Origin of the sequence: Pseudomonas sp. NY15435 (genome assembly GCF_048068295.1) — a bacterium.
Classification (GTDB): Bacteria; Pseudomonadota; Gammaproteobacteria; order Pseudomonadales; family Pseudomonadaceae; genus Pseudomonas.
The window spans coordinates 249,721-269,152 of record NZ_JBLUQA010000007.1; the positions used below are offsets into that span (position 1 = coordinate 249,721).

The following is a 19,432-nucleotide window of genomic DNA, read 5'->3' on the forward strand; positions in this document are numbered from 1 at the left end:
TCGGCGATGCGGACGGTGGCGCGAGGCGGCGAGTGTATACAAATCCGCCTCGTCTTTCAGCAGCCGGCGGACGAGCCGGCCGCCGCACCCCGGCGTGTTCGCTGATTCCCCGTAGGAGCGAGCTTGCTCGCGAACCACCCAGGGACCGAGCCCACCGGGACGTTCATTCGCGAGCAAGCTCGCTCCTACGAAAAGCGTCAGAACCACATCCGCACACCCGCGACCCAGTAGCCCTCCTCGTCATCCTCGCCCTCGGCGCGGGCAATATCGCCGCTGCGGCCGTAGGTCTTGCTCCAGACGTAGCCGAAGTACGGCGCGAATTCCCGGCGCACCTCGTAGCGCAGGCGCAACCCGGCCTCCAATTCGCTACCGCCGGCGCCCACGCCAATGTCGCGATCATCGGCCAGCGCCAGGTTGTATTCCAGCGAAGGCTCGAGGATCAGGCGCTGGGTCAGCAGCAGTTCGTACTCGGTTTCCAGGCGCAGTGACGGATCGCCGCGTTCGCTGAGGAACAGGTTGGCGTCCACCTCGAACCACTGCGGCGCCAGCCCCTGGATGCCCAATACCGCATACGTGCGCGACGGCCCCGGCTGGTCGTCATGGCGCACACCCACCTGCCAGTCCCAGAAGTCCGCGACCATGCGCTGATAGAGCAGTTGCACCTCGTTGTCGGTGGTCGGGCCGCCGGCGTCGCGCTCGCCTTCCAGCTTGAGGCGCAGCTTCTGATAATCGCTGCCGTACCAGCCCTGGGCTTCCCAACCCAGCGCCTGGTCGTTGCCGTGGAAGCGGCTTTCCAGGCGCTGGATCAGCAGCGAGCCCATGGGCATGTCGTCCATCTCGGCACTTTCGGCGGGCAAGGCCAGGCCCAGGGTCGCCGCGCAGGCCACCGTTGCTATGCGTTTCATGGCGGTTCCTCAGAGGCTGGCGCTGGCGGGAGCCGGCTCGACTATGACCTTGCGCATCATGCCGGCGGCCATGTGGTAGATCAGATGGCAGTGGAAGGCCCATTCGCCCAGGGCATCGGCGGGCACGTCGACGTCCAGGGTGCTGCCCGGCGCCACGCTGACCACATGCTTGAGCGGGTTGAAGCGGCCGTTGCCCTTGTCCAGTTGCATCCACATGCCATGCAGGTGCATGGGGTGGGTCATCATGGTGTCGTTGACGAAGCGGATGCGTACGCGCTCGCCGTAGGTCAGGCGGACAGGTTCAGCCTCGGAGTACTTCCTGCCGTCGATGGACCAGAAGTAGCGTTCCATGTTGCCGGTCAGGCGGAACTCGATGGTGCGGTCCGGCGCGCGGTAGTCGGCATAGGGGCGCATGGCCTTGAGGTCCGAGTAGACCAGCAGGCGATTGCCCGGCTCGGCCGGTTGCGGCGTCAGGCCACTGCCCGGTGCGTAGTCGGATTTCGGCGCGGCCATGCTCGAGTGATCCATGCCGGCCATCTGCGAATGATCCATACCAGCCATGCTGGAGTGATCCATTGCCGCCATGTCCGTGCCTTTCGACTCAGCCATCGCCATGCCGCTGTGGTCCATTCCTTCATGGTTCATACCCATGTCGGCCATGCTCAGCAGCGGTCGTTCGCGCAGCGCGGGCACCGCGGCCACCAGACCTTCGCGGGGTGTGAGGGTGGCGCGAGCGTATCCGCTGCGGTCCATCGCCTCGGCGAAGAAGGTGTAGGCGCGGTCCTCCTTCGGCTGGACTATCACGTCATAGGTCTCCGCCACGGCGATACGCAGTTCGTCCACGCTAACCGGCTGCACATCGTTGCCGTCGGCCTGCACTACGGTCATTTTCAGGCCGGGAATGCGCAGGTCGAAGTAGCTCATGCCCGAGCCGTTGATGATGCGCAGGCGCACGCGCTCGCCGGGCTTGAACAGGCCGGTCCAGTTCTGCTCGGCGTCCTGGCCATTGACCAGGAAACGGAAGCCGGTGATGTCGGCGATGTCCGTTGGCGTCATGCGCATGCCGCCCCAGTCCAGGCGGTCGCGCAGGGTCGCCATGAAGCCATTGGCGCTGGATTCGGCGATGAAATCACCCAGCGTGCGCTGGTTGCGGTTGTAGTAGTCGCTCTGTTTCTTCAGGTTGGCGAACACGGTTTCCGGCCGGGTGTCGTGCCAGTCGGCCAGCAGCAGGGTGTACTCGCGGTCGTAGCGGTATGGCTCGCGCGCTTTTGGCTCGATCACCAGCGGGCCGTACAGCCCCTCGATCTCCTGGAAGTCGCTGTGGGCGTGGTACCAGTATGTGCCGGACTGTTTCACGGTGAAGCGATAGGTGAAGGTTTCGCCGGGCTTGATGCCGGGGAAGCTGATCCCCGGCACGCCGTCCTGGGTGTAGGGCAGAATCAGCCCGTGCCAGTGCAGCGAGGTATCGCGGTCGAGGCTGTTGGTGACGCGCAGCTCGACGTCCTCGCCTTCCTTGAAGCGCAGTTCGGGCGCGGGCGTCTGCCCGTTTACCGTGAGCGCCTTGCGAGCGCCGTCGGACAGCTTCAGCTCGCCCTCGCCAATCGTCAGGTCATACACGCCCGCCTGCACCATCAACGGTGCCAGCAGCAGCGCCCCCAGAGCCCATTCCCTTGCGCGGATCATCGCAGCGCTCCCGCTCAGGGCTTGACGGTCAGTTTGCCGACCATGCCGGCCTGGTAGTGCCCCGGGATGTTGCAGGCGAACTCCAGGCTGGTGGCCTTGCTGAAGGTCCAGGTCAGCTCGGCGGTCTTGCCGGGCTCGACCAGCACGCTGTTGGGGTCGTCGTGCTTCATCATCGGCATATCGCCATGGCCCATCTTGCTATGGTCCATCTTGCTATGGCCCATGGAGCCGGGGTCCATCTTGCTCATGTCGTGCATGCCGGTGGGGGTGAGCATCCCCGAGTCCATCATCTGCTGCATTTCCTTCTGGTGACCGGCGTGCATGGCGGCGCTGCCCAGGTTGAACTCGTGCAGCAAGCTGCCAGTGTTGTGGATGACGAAACGCACGGTCTCGCCCGGCTTCACGTCGATGCTTTCCGGCTCGAAGAACATCTCGCCCAGCTTGATCTCCACGGTGCGGGTGGCCTGGGTAGCCTTGGCCGGCTTGCCGAAGTCATAGTCGTGCCCGGCATCGGCCAGGGCCGGCAGGCTGATGGCGGCGGCAAGGCCGAGGGCGGAAACTTGGAGCAGATGGCGCAGGGACATGGCGAATCTCCTTTCTGGAATGTTGGCCATGGTCGCTGTCGGCGGCTGAGGGTTACCTGTCGGGAAGATTACAACTCTGTCAGCTTGGCGCTCACCCGCCTGGCACGGGGTATAAAGAGGGCGAAAAAAAGCCCGCCGAAGGGCGGGCAAGGGGCAGCACGATGAATCGGATTCAGCAGGCCTGGCGCGCCGTGGCGGCCTGTTCCTGCATGCGCTGGAAGGTGATGTCCCCTCCTCCGTCGGCCAGGACCGGCGTAGCGGGGAAGAACAGCACGGCAAACAGCGTGGAGATGATCAGGTGCATGGTGGGCTCCTCGATGGCGCTGGAGAATGAACACATCGCCAGTGTGCAATGCCGACCCTGTCAGTTCGCTGACCGCCCCATTACCCTGATGACAGCCGCGCCCCAAAGCACCTGAATGGATATCCGGATGAAACTCCTCATCGTCGAAGACGAACCCCGCATCGGCCAATACCTGCGCCAGGGCCTCAGCGAGGCCGGCTTTGCCGTCGACCTGAGCGCGGACGGTGACGAAGGCCTGCAACTGGCCCTGGCCGGTGAACATGACCTGCTGATCCTCGATGTGATGCTGCCCGGCCGCGACGGCTGGCAGATCCTCCAGGCAGTTCGCCAGACCGGCAGCGCCGTACCCGTGTTGTTCCTCACCGCCCGCGATGCCGTGGAGGACCGCGTGCGCGGCCTGGAGCTGGGTGCTGACGATTACCTGGTGAAGCCCTTCGCCTTCGTCGAACTGCTCGCCCGCGTGCGTACTCTGCTGCGCCGCGGCGGCCAGCAGTTGCAGGAAACCACCCTGCAACTGGCCGACCTCGAACTGGACCTGCTGCGCCGCCGCGTGCAGCGCGCCGGCAAGCGCATCGACCTGACCGCCAAGGAGTTCGCCCTGCTGGAACTGCTGCTGAGGCGCCGCGGCGAGGTGCTGCCCAAGTCGCTGATCGCCTCCCAGGTGTGGGACATGAATTTCGACAGCGATACCAACGTCATCGAAGTCGCCATCCGCCGCCTGCGCGCCAAGGTCGACGACGACTTCCCGCAGCGCCTGATCCACACCGTGCGCGGCATGGGCTACGTGCTGGAAGAGCGTGAAGCATGAGCGCCCGCCTGTCCCTCGGCCTGCGCTTGAGCCTGCTGTTCGCCGCCTGCACCGCCGCCGTGTCGCTGATGGCGGGCATTGTTTTCAGCCGCGCCAGCGAGGCGCATTTCATCGAGCTGGATCAGCAACTGCTGAGCGGCAAACTGGCGATCTTCCGCGATGTCCTGAAGGATGTCGGCAGCGCCGACGAACTTGCCCCGCACAACGCCGAACTGCGCCGCGAACTGGAACGCCATCCCGACCTCGGCCTGCGCCTGCAAGGCGCTGACGGGCAACGCTGGTTCTGGCAACTGCCGACGATGAACATGGCCAGCGACGAACCTCCTGCCTACCGCGAACTGCAAGCGCCATTGAATGCCGAGCGATCCGACGGCCCGCAACTGACGCTGATCCTCGACATCACCCACCACCAGCATTTCCTGCAGCGCATGCAGCGGCTGATCTGGATGACCATGGGCTTCTCCGCCCTGGCCACCGCGCTGCTCGGCGCCTGGGCCGCCCGCGCCAGCCTGAAGCCTCTGCGGCGCATGAGTGAAGTGGCGGCACAGGTCAGCGCGCACTCGCTGACCACTCGCCTGGATGCCGGGCAGATGCCGCAGGAACTGCGCGGTCTGGCCGGCGAGCTGAACGCCATGCTGGCGCGGTTGGAAGAAGCCTTCCAGCGCCTGTCAGCCTTCTCCGCCGACATCGCCCACGAGCTGCGCACGCCGCTCACCGGGCTGCTGACCCAGACACAGGTGGTGCTGTCGCGCACGCGCAGCCTGGAGGAATACCGCGAGGCGCTGCACGGCAACCTGGAAGAGCTGGAGCGGCTCACCGCGATGGTCAACGACATGCTGTTTCTGGCCAAGGCCGACCACGGCCTGCTCACGCCCAATAGCCAGCCGCTGGCGCTAGCCGGCGAGGTGGACGAGTTGCTGGAGTTCTACGGGCCATTGGCGGAGGAGAAGTCGATTCGCCTGGAGCGTGATGGAGAGCTGTCCGTACAGGGCGACCGTGCCTTGCTGCGCCGGGTGCTGGCCAACCTGCTGGACAACGCGCTGCGCTTCACCCCGGACGGCGGGCAGATTCGCGTGCGCCTGGAACCGGACCGCCTGAGCGTGGAGAACCCTGGCCGGGAAATTCCCGCCGAGCGCCTGCCGCGCTTGTTCGATCGCTTCTACCGCGCCGACCCTGCTCGCCGCGAAGGCCAGGGCGAACATGCCGGATTGGGGTTGGCTATCTGCCGGTCCATCGTGCGGGCCCATGGCGGGGAGATTCGCTGTGAGTCGGCCGACGGGTGGACGCGGTTCGTTATCGAGTTTCCGAAAAGCCACTCCCTGTAGGAGCGAGCTTGCTCGCGAACAGGTTCACCGGCAGCTCTCGCGCTGGGCGGTTCGCGAGCAAGCTCGCTCCTGCAAGAGCCGGGTCCCGCTGGGGAATCAGATTTGCCTACCCCAAAAAGAAAAAAAAGGCCCCAACCGGGGCCTTTTTCATCAGCGCAACGAGCCGCTCACTGGCGCATGCCGCGCCCACTCACCAGCAGGCGCACGCAGAAGACGTACAGCAGCACGGTCGCCACCAGCATGAAGATCACCGCCGTGCCGATGCGGATGTCGGACACGCCGAGGATGCCGTAGCGGAAGGCGTTGACCATGTGCAGGATCGGATTGGCCAGCGACACCGTCTGCCAGAACGGCGGCAGCAGCGTGATCGAGTAGAACACCCCGCCCAGGTAGGTTAGCGGCGTCAGCACGAAGGTCGGGATGATCGAGATGTCGTCGAAGTTGCGAGCGAACACCGCATTGACGAAGCCGCCCATGGAGAAGATCGCCGCTGTCAGCACCACCACCAGCACGGTGATGCCCAGGTGGTGGATCTGCAGGTCGGTGAAGAACAGCGACAGGATGGTGACGATCACGCCCACCGCCAGGCCGCGCAGCACGCCGCCGCAGACGAAGCCCAGGAGGATAGTGTGCGGCGATACCGGCGAGACCAGCAGCTCCTCGATGTTGCGCTGGAACTTGCTGCCGAAGAAGCTCGACACCACGTTGCCGTAGGAGTTGGTGATCACCGACATCATGATCAGCCCCGGCACGATGTACTGCATGTAGGTGAAGCCGCCCATGTCGCCGATCTGCCGGCCGATCAAATTGCCGAAGATGACGAAGTACAGAACCATGGTGATCGCTGGTGGCAGCAGGGTCTGCGGCCAGATGCGCAGGAAGCGGCGGACTTCGCGGTAGACGATGGTGTTCAGGGCGACCCAGTTGGCGCGCAGTTCGTGACTCATACCGCCACCTTCGACAGATTCTTCTCCACCAGCGACACGAACAGTTCCTCCAGGCGGTTGCTCTTGTTGCGCAGGCTCAGCACCTGATGGCCCTGGGCATTGAGCTGCACGAACAGGCCGTTGATGCCCAGCGACTTGTCCACCTGCACTTCCAGGGTGTGGTCATCCACCAGGCGCACCGGATAGCCATCGAGCTTCGGCGCCTCGCTCAGGGTGCCTTGCAGGTCGAGGTAGAAGGTCTCCACGTGCAGTTTGCTCAGCAGCTTGCGCATGCTGGTGTTCTCCACGATGGTGCCGTGGTCGATGATCGCGATGTTGCGGCACAACTGCTCGGCTTCCTCCAGATAGTGCGTGGTGAGGATGATGCTGATGCCTTCGCCATTGAGCTCGGTGAGGAAGTTCCACATCGAGCGGCGCAGTTCGATGTCCACGCCGGCGGTGGGTTCGTCGAGGATCAACAGGCGCGGCTCGTGTACCAGTGCCCGGGCGATCATCAGACGGCGCTTCATGCCGCCGGAGAGTTCGCGGGAAGCGGAGTTGCGCTTGTCCCACAGGCCCAGCTGGGTCAGGTATTTCTCGGCGCGGCCCTTGGCCACGCTCATCGGGATGCCGTAGTAGCCGGCCTGGGTGACGACGATGTCGAACACCTTCTCGAACTGGTTGAAGTTGAACTCCTGGGGCACTACGCCCAGGCAGCGCTTCAAACCGTACGGGTCCTTGTCCAGGTCATGGCCGAACACGTTCACTGTGCCGCTGGTCTTGTTCACCAGGGTGGAAAGGATGCCGATGGTGGTGGATTTGCCGGCGCCGTTGGGGCCCAGCAAGGCAAAGAAATCGCCCTCGGCGACGTCCAGATCGATGCCCTTGAGGGCCTGGAAGCCGTTGCCGTAGGTCTTCGTCAGTTGACGGATGGACAGCGCGGAACTCATGGTTTTTCCCGTTGAAAGTCGGTGGAAAGACGCATGTCTTTGGAAAAAGGCCTGCTTGATAAGGGTACGCCGCGAGGATTGCAACCTCTGCGGCACGCGCAGGCATTCAGGTCAGATCGGTCATCACTGCGTCACGGTAGGCCGGGCGCGCCTTCAGGCGCTCGTACCAGGCCGCGAGATGCGGCTGTGCCGGGCGCTCGATGGGCATTTCGAACCAAGCATAGATGAAGCAGCCCAGCGGAATGTCACCGATACCGAATTGTTCGCCGGTGAGGTACGGCTGTTTCGCCAGGGTCGCTTCGGGAATGGCCAGCAGGTTGGCGCAGATGTCGATGGCGGCCTGGATGGCGGCCACGTCGCGCTGCTCCGGCGGCGTGCGCACGGTTCCCCAGAACACGGTGCGGAACGGCGTGGCGAGGGACGAGGTGGTCCAGTCCATCCATTTCTCGGCGCTGGCGCGCTGCTGCAGGTCCTGCGGATACAGGTCCGGGGCGTAGCGCGCGGCAAGGTAGCGGACGATGGTGTTGGACTCCCAGAGCACGAAGCCGTCGTCGTCCAGGGTCGGCACCACACCGTTGGGGTTCAGCGAGCGGTAGGGCTCGTCGTTGACCAGGCCGAAAGCGCCGCCAGCGTCGATCCGTTCATAGGCCAGACCGGCCTCTTCCGCGCACCAGAGCGCCTTGCGCACGTTGGAGGAATTCTTCCGGCCCCAGATCTTGAGCATGCTGCGCCTCTCTTGTTGTCGTCATCGGATGAAGCCACGGCTTGAAGACGTGACTTCGGATGACGGCACCCTACCGGCAACGGCGCGAGGAAAAAAGACACAGCTACTGATGGTCACTATCGATTGCGTTCATGCTTTAGCGGCTTCGCTGCGCATGTCGCCCTGCAGCGGCGCGTCCTCGCCCATGAACAGGTGCGGGTAGCATTGCTTGAGGTAGCCGAAGAAGAATTCCTCGGGTACGTCGGGGAACTGGCCGTGGTCGCGCAGGTACTCCATGTGCCGCTCACCGTCGCGGTTGAACGGGTGGAAGACGCTGTCGGTGCGCCCGTCGAACTCCAGCGGCAGCACGCCGAAGGCCTCGCACAGGCCGATGTCGAAGGCCGGCGTAGCCTTGACCCAGCGCCCCTCGAGGAACAGCTCGGTGTAGCCGTGCATCGCGAACACTTCGCTGCGCAGCAGTTCCAGCAGGCGCGGCGTAGCCAGGTGGTTCTTCACGTCGGCCAGTCCGATGCGCGCGGGGATGCCGCAATAGCGGGCGCAGGCCGCCAGCAGCGTGGCCTTGGGCACGCAGTAGGACTGCCCGGTTTCCAGCGCATGGCTGGCCTTGAGCGTCTGCGGGTCGCGGCTGAACACGTACGGGTTGTAGCGAACCTTGTCGCGCACCGCGTAATACAGCGCCACCGCCTGCTCCAGCGGGGTGCCGCCGTCGCCACGGTGATTTAGAGCGAACTCGATCACCCCCGGGTGGTCACTATCCACGAAGCGGCTGGGCTTGAGGTATTGCTGCATGGCGCTGTCTCCGGGCTGGTCGTCCTTGATGTCGCCACCAGTCTAACCAGCCGGATCGGCTACCCGACAAGGCGATCCGGCCAAGCTGTCCGGCCATGCGGCCATCGGTCCGATTCGCCCAGCTAAGCTTCCGTTGCAAGGTGGAGGGGCCCCGACCGGGAACACCTGCCGCCATGTTCGCGCACTCTCGTCACCAAGCCCGCCACGGCCTGCGGTTGCCGGAGCTGGCTGTCATGGAGGAATCCGCATGCTGCTCGTCTGGTTACTCGTCCTGATCCTCGGCGTTGCCTGGCTCGCGCACCGCCGCGCCGCGCCCCTGAAGGCACTTGGCATCGTCGCCGTGTACCTTGCATTGATGAGCCTGTTCAGCCACGCCCACGGCTGGATGGTGCCGTTGTGGCTGCTCTGGGCGGTGGTCGCGGTGACCATTCTCGCCACCGACCTGCGCCGCAGCCTGTTCACCTCGCGGCTGTTCGCCTGGTTCAAGAAGACCCTGCCGCCGATGTCCGAGACCGAACGCGAGGCCATCGAGGCCGGTACCGTCTGGTGGGATGGCCAGCTGTTCAGCGGCCGCCCGGACTGGCACACCCTGCTGGCCTACCCCCGTGCGCAACTGACCGAGGAGGAGCAGGCGTTCGTCGACGGTCCCACCGAGCAGCTCTGCGCGATGATCAACGATTACCAGGTCGGCAAGGACATGGACCTGCCGCCCGAAGCCTGGGCCTACATCAAGAGCCAGGGCTTCTTCGGCCTGATCATTCCCAAGGAATATGGCGGCAAGGGCTTCTCCGCCTTCGCCCACTCCCAGGTGGTGATGAAGCTCGCCACCCGCAGCGGCGACCTTGCCTCTACGGTGATGGTGCCCAACTCCCTCGGCCCGGCCGAACTGCTGCTGCACTACGGCACCGACGCCCAGCGCCAGCGCTACCTGCCGCGCCTGGCCACTGGCGACGAGATCCCCTGCTTCGCCCTGACCAGCCCGCAGGCCGGTTCCGATGCCGGCGGCATGACCGACGTCGGCGTGGTCTGCAAGGGCCAGTGGGAAGGCCAGGAAGTCATCGGCCTGCGCCTCACCTGGGAGAAGCGCTACATCACCCTCGGCCCGGTGGCCACCCTCCTCGGTCTGGCCTTCAAGTGCCATGACCCGGACCACCTGCTGGGCGAGGAGGAAGACCTCGGCATCACCCTGGCGCTGATCCCCACCGATACCGACGGCGTGCAGATCGGCCGCCGCCACGTACCGCTGGGCGCCGCCTTCATGAACGGCCCCAACTCCGGCAAGGATGTTTTCGTGCCGCTGGACTACATCATCGGCGGCCAGGAGATGATCGGCAAAGGCTGGATGATGCTGATGAACTGCCTGTCGGTGGGCCGCTCCATCTCCCTGCCGGCAGTCGGCACCAGCGCCGCCAAGGCTGGCAGCTACGTCAGCGGCCGCTACGCCCAGGTGCGCGAGCAGTTCAACGTGCCGCTGTCGGCCTTCGAAGGCATCCAGGAAGCCCTCGCCCGCATCGGCGGCAATGCCTGGATGATGGACAGCGCACGCATCCTCACCGCCAACGCAGTGGACCTGGGCGAGAAGCCCTCGGTGCTCTCGGCCATCCTCAAGTACCACCTCACCGAACGCGGCCGCGAGTGCATCGCCCACGCGATGGATATCCATGGCGGCAAGGGCATCATCCTCGGCCCGAACAACTACCTGGGCCGCTCCTGGCAGGCTGCGCCGATCTTCATCACCGTCGAGGGCGCCAACATCCTCTCGCGCAATCTGATGATCTTCGGCCAGGGCGCCATCCGCTGCCATCCGTACGTACTCAAGGAAATGGAGCTGGCCCGCCGCGAGGATCAGGACCAGGCCGAGCGCGAGTTCGACGAACTGCTGCTCAACCACATCGGCTTCGCCGTCAGCAACGCCGCCAGCAGCCTGTTGCTGGGCCTGGGCTTCGGCAGCTTCGACCAGGTGCCGGGGGACCGTATCAGCCGTCCGTACTACCGTGCGCTGAACCGCCTCGCCGCATCCTTCGCCCTCCTCGCCGACTTCAGCATGATGATGCTCGGCGGCGAGCTGAAGCGCCGCGAACGCCTGTCCGCGCGGCTGGGCGATGCGCTCAGCCACCTGTACCTCGGCTCCGCCGCACTCAAGCGCTATCACGACCTGGACAACCCGGACTACCTGCACCCGCTGCTGCACTGGGCCATGGAGGAGAACCTGGAGAAGGCCGAAGCGGCGCTGGCCGACCTGATCGACAACTTCCCCAACCGCGCCTTCGCCTGCCTGCTGCGTGTGCTGGTGCTGCCACTGGGTCGTCGCCACCGTGGCCCGAGCGACGCGCTGGACGCCGAGATTGCCCACATCCTCGGCCGCCCGCTGAGCGACCCGGCATTGCAGGCAATCCTTGCCGGCGCCCACCTGCCCACGGGCGCGGATGATCCGGTGGCCAAGCTCACCACCGCCTACGACCAGCTTGCCGTCGCTGCACCCTTGCAGAAGAAGCTGCACAAGGCCCTCAAGGAGCATGGCGTGGCGCCCAAGCCGGGGCAGTCGCCCATCGACGCAGCCCTCGAGGCTGGCATGCTGGAAGCGGCCGAAGCGCAAACCCTGCACGCCGCCGAACGCGCACGCCGCGCGGTGATCGACGTGGACGACTTTTCCAAGGAAGAACTGACTGGGAAACACCCCGTCCACGAAGAGGCACGCACGGAGAAACCGGCCCGCAAGCCGACCACCTCGGCGGAGTAACTGTCACGCTTCACGCACGGGGCGCCTTCGGGCGCCCTTCTTTTGTCCGACGCAAAGCAATGCCGGTTCGGGCTATCGGGTGCACACTGCAGCAATCACCGCAATGGAGAACCGCACCATGCGTCGATCCCTGCTTCTCGTCCTGGCAATGGTGCTGGTTGGCAGCGCCCAGGCCGACCCCTGGCTCTACCCCAGCCGGCAACGCCCGGCGCCGCCACCCAGCCCGGTCATCGACCCAATCCAGCAACAGCAGGACAGCCTGCGCCGCCAGCAGCAGCTGCGGCAAAACCAGCTGGACAGCCAGCGCCTCAACTACGAGGACCAGCGCCTGCAGATGCAGCAGCAGGACCTGCAGCGCCAGCAGGACAACCAGCGGCGCTGGAACGAGCAGCGGCGGCAGAGCGACCAGATGATCCAGCGGCAGAAGAGCGACCTGCAGCAACAGCAGTTGCAACAGCAGCAGCGCATCATCGACCAGCAGCGCCAGCAGATCGACAACCAGCGCCGGCAGATCCAGATGCGCCCGCTCCGCTGATCGACCCGGCGGCAGCAGCGGCGAAACCCGATATACTCCCCGGCCGTTTTAATCCAGCTCCAGAGGAACTCCCATGGCCAGTGCCTATCTCGACCACCATATCGCCCTGCTCAACCACCTGCGCATGATTCTTGGCGCCCTGGGTGAAGCCGAGCAGGTACCCGAGGACAACCACGGCCTGTTCCTCGAGCGCTTCGACGAACTGCTGGCGGAACTGCCGCGCGACCCGGAAGGCGCTCAGTACCTGGGCCAGGACCTGATCAGCCAGATCTTCCACCGCTACCCGCAGATCGCCCACCTGATCCCGCGCGACCTGCTGTGGTTTTTCGGCGGTGACTGCCTGCACTACATGCCCGACGAAGAGCTGCAGATGTACCAGCAGTTGGACGAGCGTCGCTTCGAGGCCGAGGAGAACGGCGAGCCCTTCGACTGGAACCGCGAGAAGCAGGTCCTAGCCCTGCCGGACGACGCGCCGAAGCACTGATACAAACCGCCAGAATGAAAGAAGCCCGCATGATGCGGGCTTTTTCATGGGCGTTCCCCGGCGATTTGCTTCTTCTCCCGGCAAATGCCGATCTGTCTACCTCCCGTCGGCAAGCGCTGCGTTGCAGCCCGCGCGCCGCCTGCCCTTGCCTTCCGGACTAGTCCAAAACTCCCAGGCCGCCTGGGAGTATCGGCCGATGCGCATTCCGGGGGCCGTCCCCATAGTCGTGGCATGTAGCAGTAAAAGGCCAGCAGTCGAGGTCTGGCCACCACGCATGGACATGCACGGGAGAACATCATGACCATCCATAAGAAAATTGCGCCGCCAACGCGCCCCACCGCAGATGACACCAGCGCCCCATCCGTCACCACCGACCAGAACGATTACGCCCCCGGCAGCACTGCCACCATCACCGCCAGCGGCTTTGCTGCCGGCAGCACCGTGAAGATCGAGGTGGACCACGCCACCAGCCCCGGCGCCGACGGCATATGGGGCACCGCGGACGACGTACTCAACACCAACGCCGGTGCCGGCCACGATCCCTGGTACGTGACCGACGGCGGCGCCGGCGACCTGGACGGCCAGGTCAACGGCAGCGTCACCACTTCCTGGTACGTGGACCCGGACGACTCGGCCGGGGCGCGATTCCTGCTCTCCGCCTCCAGCGGCGGCGCTACGGCAACCGCCACCTTCACTGACGCCGGCCCCACCGTCGTGGCGACCGGCGTGACCGTTACGGTCGACGAAACTGCCGGCCTGCAGAACGCCACGGCAAGCCCCAGCCCGGCAGGCGACGCGAATGACAACGACATCCTCCTGGCCTCCCTGCCGGCCGCGTTCACCGCCCGTCTCACCGCCCTCGGCGCCGGCACCGCCTCGGGTGCCGCCCTGAGCGGCTACACCGGCGCGGCCGGCAACACTGGCAGCAATGCCTTCACCATCAGCGCGGCACCCGGTGGCGCCATCACTGACATCCTCTTCACCGGCAGCAATGGCGCGCCGCTCAATGGCCTGGACAGCGGCCTGGACACCCTCGCCGGCGTCGACATCCTGCTCTACACCGACAGCACCAACAACAACGTGCTCGTCGGGCGTGCCGGCAGCGCTTCAGGCGCCATCGTGTTCGCCGCCTACATCGAGGAAACCGGCTCGCCGGTCAGCGGCGGCAAGATCTGGACGGTGGAATACCAGCCCCTCAAGCACCCCAACGGCAGCAACCCGGACGATGCCCTCGACCTGCTGAACAAGGTCTACATCGGCACCAGCCAGGACCTGACCTTCAGCCTGGCCGACGCCCCATCCGGGCAGAACCTGTTCCTGATGTTCACCACGGCGAACCCGACTACGGTCACTGAAAACGGAGTGGTGCGTATCACCGACCCGACCATCATCGCCACCGGCAAGGACCCGGCCAACCAGTCCACCGGCGCCAACATCACCACCGGCGATACCATCAACACCAGCCAGGCTGGCGGCCCGACCACCTTCGGCACCAACAACCAGATGATCGTCGAGCAGGAAGGCATCCGCTTCACCTTCGTCACCGGTGCCCGGCAGAACGTGACCATTCCCAACCTGGACCAGAATGAAGCGGACATCGAAGCGAACATCGACTTCACCCAGATGTTCAACGCCAAGACCGCCAGCTTCGATGTGGTGCAGCTGCAGAGCGGCAAGAGCGCCATCGTCAAGATCAGCGCCTTCAGCACCGCCGCCGAATCAGGTACGAACTTCATCGACGGCTATGCCGGCGACACCGCCATTGCCATCACCAACGTCCGGGTCATCAATATCGCCACCAACGCGGTGGTGGAAAACTCCAACGGCACGGTGAACGATCCGACCATCGCCATCACCTTCAACGGCGGCGTGGCGACCATCACCGGTGTGCTGGCCGGCTACAAGATCGAATACACCACCACGGCGGACCACAACCGTGTGCTGGTCGAGAACGGCGCGGCGGTCGACGCCAAGGGCAATGACCACGCCGACTTCGACATCGGCGGCTTCAAGTTGCTGCAGGTGTCCACGGCGACGGCGGAAATCGGCTCGAAAATGATCTTCGAGGACGACGGCCCGAGCATCAGCACCACCGGCACCGAACCCACACTGACGGTGGACGAAACCGTCCTCGCCACTGATGCCAGCCAGAGCTTCGCCGCCAACTTCACCTCGGCCTTCGGGGCCGACGGCGCGGGCACCCTGACCTACGCGCTGAGCGTGATTGCCGGCGCCTCCGGGCTGACCGACACCGCCACCGGGCAGGCCGTGAACCTCTCGGTCAACAACGGCGTCGTCGAAGGCCGCACGGCCTCCAGCAACGACCTGGTGTTCACCGTCAGCGTCGCCGCCAACGGCACCGTCACGCTCGACCAGATCCGCGCCGTGGTCCACCCCGACACCAACGATCCGGATGACTCGAAAACCCTCACCTCCGACGACCTGGTGAAGCTCACCGCGACCAAGACCGACGGCGACGGCGACAGTGCACAGGCCACCCTGAACATCGGCCAGAATCTGGTGTTCAAGGATGACGGCCCGAGCATCAGCACCACCAGCACCGAGCCCACGCTGACCGTGGACGAATCCGCCCTGGCCAGCGACGCCAGCCAGAGCTTTGCCGCCAACTTCACCTCCGCCTTCGGCGCCGACAATGCCGGCACCCTGACCTATGCGCTGAGCGTGATCGCCGGCGCCTCTGGGCTGACCGACACCGCCACCGGGCAGGCGGTGAATCTGTCGGTCAATGCCGGCGTGGTCGAAGGCCGCACGGCGGTCAGCAACGACCTGGTATTCACCGTCAGCGTGGCCGCCAACGGTACCGTGACGCTGGATCAGATCCGCGCCATCGTGCATGCCGACACCAGCAATCCGGATGACTCGCGCACACTGACCTCCGACGACCTGGTGAAACTCACCGCGACCAAGACCGACAAGGACGGCGACAGCGCCCAGGCCACACTGAACATCGGCCAGAACCTCGTCTTCAAGGACGATGGGCCGAGCATCAGCACCACGGGCACCGAGCCGACCCTGACCGTGGACGAATCGGCCCTAGCCACCAACGATACCCAGGGCTTCGCCGCCAATTTCACCTCGGCCTTCGGCGCTGACGGCGCAGGCACCCTGACCTATGCGCTGAGCGTGATCGCCGGCGCCTCCGGGCTGACCGACACCGCCACCGGGCAGGCGGTGAACCTCTCGGTCAACAACGGCGTCGTCGAAGGCCGCACGGCGGTCAGCAACGACCTGGTGTTCACGGTGAGCGTCGACACCACCGGTAACGTCACCCTCGACCAGATCCGCGCCGTGGTCCACCCCAACACCAGCGATCCGGATGACTCGAAGACCCTCACCTCCGACGACCTGGTGAAACTCACCGCAACCAAGACCGACAAGGACGGCGACAGTGTCCAGGCCACGCTGAACATCGGCCAGAACCTGAACTTCAAGGATGACGGCCCGAGCATCAGCACCACAGGCACAGAACCCACGCTGACAGTGGACGAATCCGCCCTGGCAACCGATGCCAGCCAGAGCTTCGCCGCCAACTTCACCTCGGCCTTTGGCGCCGACGGCGCGGGCACCCTGACCTACGCGCTGAGCGTAATCGCCGGAGCCTCCGGGCTGACCGACACCGCCACCGGGCAGGCCGTGAACCTCTCGGTCAACAACGGCGTCGTCGAAGGCCGCACGGCTTCCAGCAACGACCTGGTGTTCACCGTCAGCGTCGCCGCCAACGGCACCGTGACGCTGGACCAGATACGCGCCATCGTGCACGCCGACACCAGCAATCCGGATGACTCCCGCACGCTGACCTCCGATGACCTGGTGAAACTCACCGCGACCAAGACCGACAAGGACGGCGACAGTGTCCAGGCCACGCTGAACATCGGCCAGAACCTGAACTTCAAGGACGACGGCCCGAGCATCAGCACCACCGGCACCGAGCCCACGCTGACGGTGGACGAATCGGCACTCGGCACCGATGCCAGCCAGAGCTTCGCTGCCAACTTCAGCTCGGCCTTCGGCGCCGATGGCGCGGGCACCCTGACCTATGCGCTGAGCGTGATTGCCGGTGCCTCCGGGCTGACCGACACCGCCACCGGGCAGGCCGTGAACCTCTCGGTCAACAACGGCGTCGTCGAAGGCCGCACGGCTTCCAGCAACGACCTGGTGTTCACCGTCAGCGTCGCCGCCAACGGCACCGTGACGCTGGACCAGATACGCGCCATCGTGCATGCCGACGCCAGCAACCCGGATGACTCCCGCACGCTGACCTCCGACGACCTGGTGAAACTTACCGCGACCAAGACCGACAAGGACGGCGACAGTGCCCAGGCCACGCTGAACATCGGCCAGAATCTGGTGTTCAAGGACGACGGCCCGAGCGTCAGCCCCACCGGCACGGAACCGGTGATGACCGTGGATGATTCCGACCTCAGCACCAACTCGCTGAAGGCCTTCTCCGCCAACTTCAACTCCTCGTTCGGCGCCGACGGAGCCGGCACCCTGACCTACACCCTGGGCTGCGTCTCGGGGGCCTCCGGGCTGACCGACACCGCCACCGGCCAGTCGGTGCTGCTCTCCCTCAACGGCACGGTGGTCGAAGGCCGTTGCGCCGTCAGCGGCGACCTGGTCTTCACCGTCAGTGTCAATGCCAACGGTGACGTCACCCTCGATCAGTTGCGCGCCATCGTCCACGACAACACCAGCGATCCCGATGACTCCAGGACCCTGAGTTCGGACAGCCTGGTAACCCTGACCGCGACCAAGACCGACAGGGACGGCGACAGCGCCCAGACGACGCTGAACATCGGCCAGAACCTGATCTTCAAGGATGACGGGCCGAGCATCAGCACCACCGGCGTCGAACCGACCCTGACGGTGGACGAAACCGTGCTCGCCACCAACGCCACGGCGAACTTCGCCGCCAACTTCACCTCAGCGTACGGCGCCGACGGAGCCGGCACCCTGACCTACACCCTGAGCGTGGTCGCCGGGCCTTCCGGCCTGGTCGACACGGCGACCGGCCAGGCGGTGAACCTGTCCGTCAACAACGGCGTGGTGGAGGGTCGCACCGCAGTCAGCAATGCACTGGTGTTTACCGTCAGCGCAGCCAGCAACGGTGACGTCACCCTCGACCAGTTGCGCGCCGTGGTGCATGCCAATACCAGCAACCCTGACGACAGCAGGACTCTCAGCGCGGACAACCTGGTGAAGCTCACCGGGACCATCACCGACAAGGATGGCGACAGCGCCCAGGCCACGCTGAACATCGGTCAGAACCTGATCTTCAAGGATGACGGACCGTCGCTGGCCTTCGGCAACATCGTCGGCACCGGCAGCACCCTGGCGCAGACCGGCTACTGGGACCATGCCTTCGGCGCCGACGGCAGTGGTGCTGCGGGGCTGGATATCGTCCTGGCGAACGGGCAGTTCACCCTGGTGCGGCCCAACGGCACCACCACCACCGGGACCGGCACGCTCACCGAGCAGTCGCCGTCGCCGGACGCCAACGGCGCGTACCACTTCGCGGGCACCCTCACCGGGGACTTCGACAACAATGCCAGCACCGCCAACACCAGCGTGGACTACACCCTGACGGCCCTGGCGGATGGCACCTACACCCTCGACCTGGTGCAGGGCTTCAGCTCGACACTGGTGCTGAGCACCGCCAACGGCCAGCTCGGCGCCGGCGGCCCGGACCCGGTGCAGACGCTGACCATCGGCACTGACGCCGTGGTCTTCTTCGCCGCCAAGGCGCTGGCCCCGCAGACGGGGGCAAACAGCATCCTGACCGGTATCGGACAGGGCGCGACCGACCCCACCGAAGTGCAACTGCAGACCAACCCGCTGCCGTCATACATCGACGACCAGAAGGCCCTCAATGTCAGCACTTCCGGCATCGGCGTGAAGAACAACGTCCTCCAGGGCAGCGGTGCCGGCATTACCGCCGGTGACGACAGCTTCGTCGCCAACCCGCAGACCCTGCTGACCTCGGTGAAGGTCTTCATCGACAACTCGGTGGGTGGCTACGACCCGGCGACGGAGTCCCTGTATTACGTCGCCTACTACGACGACGGCACGACGTCAGGCGCGCCGATCAAAGTGCTGGCGGCCAACCTGCAGAATGAGACTGGCGGGCAGAAGTCCTTCACCGTGCAGACAGTCGCCGGCAAGATGATCGACGCCATCCAGCTGACCATGGCCGAAGGCATGATCAAGGTCCCGACCATCCAGTTCATCCGGCAGGTCGAGAACCTGGCCAGCGACGTCAAGCTGTCGTTCAACGCCACGGTGACCGACGGGGACGGAGACACCGCCACCAGCTCCTTCACCACCAACCTGTTCGCCAACAAGGCCGCGGGCGGGACCTTCGATTACGTGCTGGCGGGCGTGACCGGCACCCGTGAGGCCTTCAACGTCGACCTGGCCCGCGCCGAGAACAAGTACCAGGTCACCGGCTTCGACACCGCCGGCCAGCGTGACAAGCTGGTCCTCAACGGCGACGCCAGCTCCACCGTGCAGAACATCGACAACAGCGGCGCCGACAGCATCGTGACGATTCACGAGACCGGCGGGCAACTGACGACCATCACCCTGGTCGGCGTCGATATCCTCAACACCGACATCGTGCACGGCAGCGCCACCTAGTTCGCACGCGGGAAAGAT

Annotated in this window: 14 protein-coding genes; 6 read left to right on the top strand and 8 right to left on the bottom strand. The window is 65.3% G+C overall.

Translation table 11 applies throughout. The features are described from left to right. Nucleotides 1-197: 197 nt before the first annotated feature. The 4 genes from ACNFH5_RS18785 to ACNFH5_RS18800 all read right to left on the bottom strand — a co-directional run bounded on the left by ACNFH5_RS18785 (nt 198) and on the right by ACNFH5_RS18800 (nt 3,476). Entirely contained in the window at nt 198-905 is a 708-nt protein-coding gene (locus tag ACNFH5_RS18785) for a copper resistance protein B (RefSeq protein ID WP_416748490.1), read from the bottom strand. Nucleotides 906-914: 9 nt separating this feature from the next. After that, complete coding sequence (locus ACNFH5_RS18790; protein ID WP_416748492.1) at nt 915-2,588, bottom strand: copper resistance system multicopper oxidase; 1,674 nt, start codon at nt 2,586-2,588, stop codon at nt 915-917. Between the two features lie 14 nt (nt 2,589-2,602). Beyond that, the gene (locus ACNFH5_RS18795) at nt 2,603-3,172 is read right to left on the bottom strand and encodes a plastocyanin/azurin family copper-binding protein (RefSeq protein ID WP_416748494.1); all 570 of its coding nucleotides are present in this window, start codon (nt 3,170-3,172) and stop codon (nt 2,603-2,605) included. 172 nt (nt 3,173-3,344) lie between these two features. Beyond that, nucleotides 3,345-3,476: a co-regulatory protein PtrA N-terminal domain-containing protein gene (locus ACNFH5_RS18800; protein ID WP_416748496.1), complete on the bottom strand. Its 132-nt coding sequence runs from the start codon at nt 3,474-3,476 to the stop codon at nt 3,345-3,347. 127 nt (nt 3,477-3,603) lie between these two features. Between ACNFH5_RS18800 and ACNFH5_RS18805 the strand changes: the two genes are divergently transcribed. Next, nucleotides 3,604-4,284, top strand: a complete 681-nt coding sequence (locus tag ACNFH5_RS18805) for a heavy metal response regulator transcription factor (protein WP_416748498.1) — start codon at nt 3,604-3,606, stop codon at nt 4,282-4,284. Further along, nucleotides 4,281-5,609, top strand: a complete 1,329-nt coding sequence (locus tag ACNFH5_RS18810; protein ID WP_416748500.1) for a heavy metal sensor histidine kinase — start codon at nt 4,281-4,283, stop codon at nt 5,607-5,609. The genes ACNFH5_RS18805 and ACNFH5_RS18810 overlap by 4 nt, the downstream gene beginning before the upstream one ends. Nucleotides 5,610-5,776: 167 nt before the next feature. Here ACNFH5_RS18810 and ACNFH5_RS18815 read toward each other — a convergent pair whose 3' ends face one another. The 4 genes from ACNFH5_RS18815 to ACNFH5_RS18830 form a co-directional block, all read right to left on the bottom strand. Further along, the gene (locus ACNFH5_RS18815; protein ID WP_024763878.1) at nt 5,777-6,556 is read right to left on the bottom strand and encodes an ABC transporter permease; all 780 of its coding nucleotides are present in this window, start codon (nt 6,554-6,556) and stop codon (nt 5,777-5,779) included. Next, nucleotides 6,553-7,485 carry an ABC transporter ATP-binding protein gene (locus tag ACNFH5_RS18820; protein WP_416748502.1) on the bottom strand — a complete coding sequence of 311 codons (933 nt, stop codon included), beginning with the start codon at nt 7,483-7,485 and terminating at the stop codon, nt 6,553-6,555. Before ACNFH5_RS18820 ends, ACNFH5_RS18815 begins: the two co-directional genes overlap by 4 nt. Nucleotides 7,486-7,591: 106 nt before the next feature. Further along, nucleotides 7,592-8,209, bottom strand: a complete 618-nt coding sequence (locus tag ACNFH5_RS18825; RefSeq protein ID WP_416748504.1) for a glutathione S-transferase — start codon at nt 8,207-8,209, stop codon at nt 7,592-7,594. A 129-nt stretch (nt 8,210-8,338) separates the two neighbouring features. Beyond that, entirely contained in the window at nt 8,339-8,998 is a 660-nt protein-coding gene (locus tag ACNFH5_RS18830; protein WP_416748506.1) for a transglutaminase-like domain-containing protein, read from the bottom strand. 247 nt (nt 8,999-9,245) lie between these two features. On the opposite strand from ACNFH5_RS18830, the gene ACNFH5_RS18835 reads away from it, so the two are divergent. The 4 genes from ACNFH5_RS18835 (at nt 9,246) to ACNFH5_RS18850 (ending at nt 19,414) form a co-directional block, all read left to right on the top strand. Continuing rightward, entirely contained in the window at nt 9,246-11,738 is a 2,493-nt protein-coding gene (locus ACNFH5_RS18835) for an acyl-CoA dehydrogenase (protein WP_416748508.1), read from the top strand. A gap of 118 nt (nt 11,739-11,856) precedes the next feature. Beyond that, entirely contained in the window at nt 11,857-12,273 is a 417-nt protein-coding gene (locus tag ACNFH5_RS18840) for a PA2816 family glutamine-rich protein (RefSeq protein WP_416748510.1), read from the top strand. Between the two features lie 73 nt (nt 12,274-12,346). Further along, on the top strand, nt 12,347-12,757 hold the full coding sequence (locus ACNFH5_RS18845) for a PA2817 family protein (RefSeq protein ID WP_416748512.1): 411 nt from the start codon (nt 12,347-12,349) through the stop codon (nt 12,755-12,757). A gap of 297 nt (nt 12,758-13,054) precedes the next feature. After that, nucleotides 13,055-19,414, top strand: a complete 6,360-nt coding sequence (locus ACNFH5_RS18850; RefSeq protein WP_416748514.1) for a DUF5801 repeats-in-toxin domain-containing protein — start codon at nt 13,055-13,057, stop codon at nt 19,412-19,414. Nucleotides 19,415-19,432: the final 18 nt, after the last annotated feature.

What these genes read in the sequence shown, in the direction of transcription:
- ACNFH5_RS18785 (WP_416748490.1), bottom strand. Translation starts at nt 905, where the DNA reads ATGAAACGCATAGCAACGGTGGCCTGCGCGGCGACCCTGGGCCTGGCC.
- ACNFH5_RS18790 (WP_416748492.1), bottom strand. Translation starts at nt 2,588, where the DNA reads ATGATCCGCGCAAGGGAATGGGCTCTGGGGGCGCTGCTGCTGGCACCG.
- ACNFH5_RS18795 (WP_416748494.1), bottom strand. Translation starts at nt 3,172, where the DNA reads ATGTCCCTGCGCCATCTGCTCCAAGTTTCCGCCCTCGGCCTTGCCGCC.
- ACNFH5_RS18800 (WP_416748496.1), bottom strand. Translation starts at nt 3,476, where the DNA reads ATGCACCTGATCATCTCCACGCTGTTTGCCGTGCTGTTCTTCCCCGCT.
- ACNFH5_RS18805 (WP_416748498.1), top strand. Translation starts at nt 3,604, where the DNA reads ATGAAACTCCTCATCGTCGAAGACGAACCCCGCATCGGCCAATACCTG.
- ACNFH5_RS18810 (WP_416748500.1), top strand. Translation starts at nt 4,281, where the DNA reads ATGAGCGCCCGCCTGTCCCTCGGCCTGCGCTTGAGCCTGCTGTTCGCC.
- ACNFH5_RS18815 (WP_024763878.1), bottom strand. Translation starts at nt 6,556, where the DNA reads ATGAGTCACGAACTGCGCGCCAACTGGGTCGCCCTGAACACCATCGTC.
- ACNFH5_RS18820 (WP_416748502.1), bottom strand. Translation starts at nt 7,485, where the DNA reads ATGAGTTCCGCGCTGTCCATCCGTCAACTGACGAAGACCTACGGCAAC.
- ACNFH5_RS18825 (WP_416748504.1), bottom strand. Translation starts at nt 8,209, where the DNA reads ATGCTCAAGATCTGGGGCCGGAAGAATTCCTCCAACGTGCGCAAGGCG.
- ACNFH5_RS18830 (WP_416748506.1), bottom strand. Translation starts at nt 8,998, where the DNA reads ATGCAGCAATACCTCAAGCCCAGCCGCTTCGTGGATAGTGACCACCCG.
- ACNFH5_RS18835 (WP_416748508.1), top strand. Translation starts at nt 9,246, where the DNA reads ATGCTGCTCGTCTGGTTACTCGTCCTGATCCTCGGCGTTGCCTGGCTC.
- ACNFH5_RS18840 (WP_416748510.1), top strand. Translation starts at nt 11,857, where the DNA reads ATGCGTCGATCCCTGCTTCTCGTCCTGGCAATGGTGCTGGTTGGCAGC.
- ACNFH5_RS18845 (WP_416748512.1), top strand. Translation starts at nt 12,347, where the DNA reads ATGGCCAGTGCCTATCTCGACCACCATATCGCCCTGCTCAACCACCTG.
- ACNFH5_RS18850 (WP_416748514.1), top strand. Translation starts at nt 13,055, where the DNA reads ATGACCATCCATAAGAAAATTGCGCCGCCAACGCGCCCCACCGCAGAT.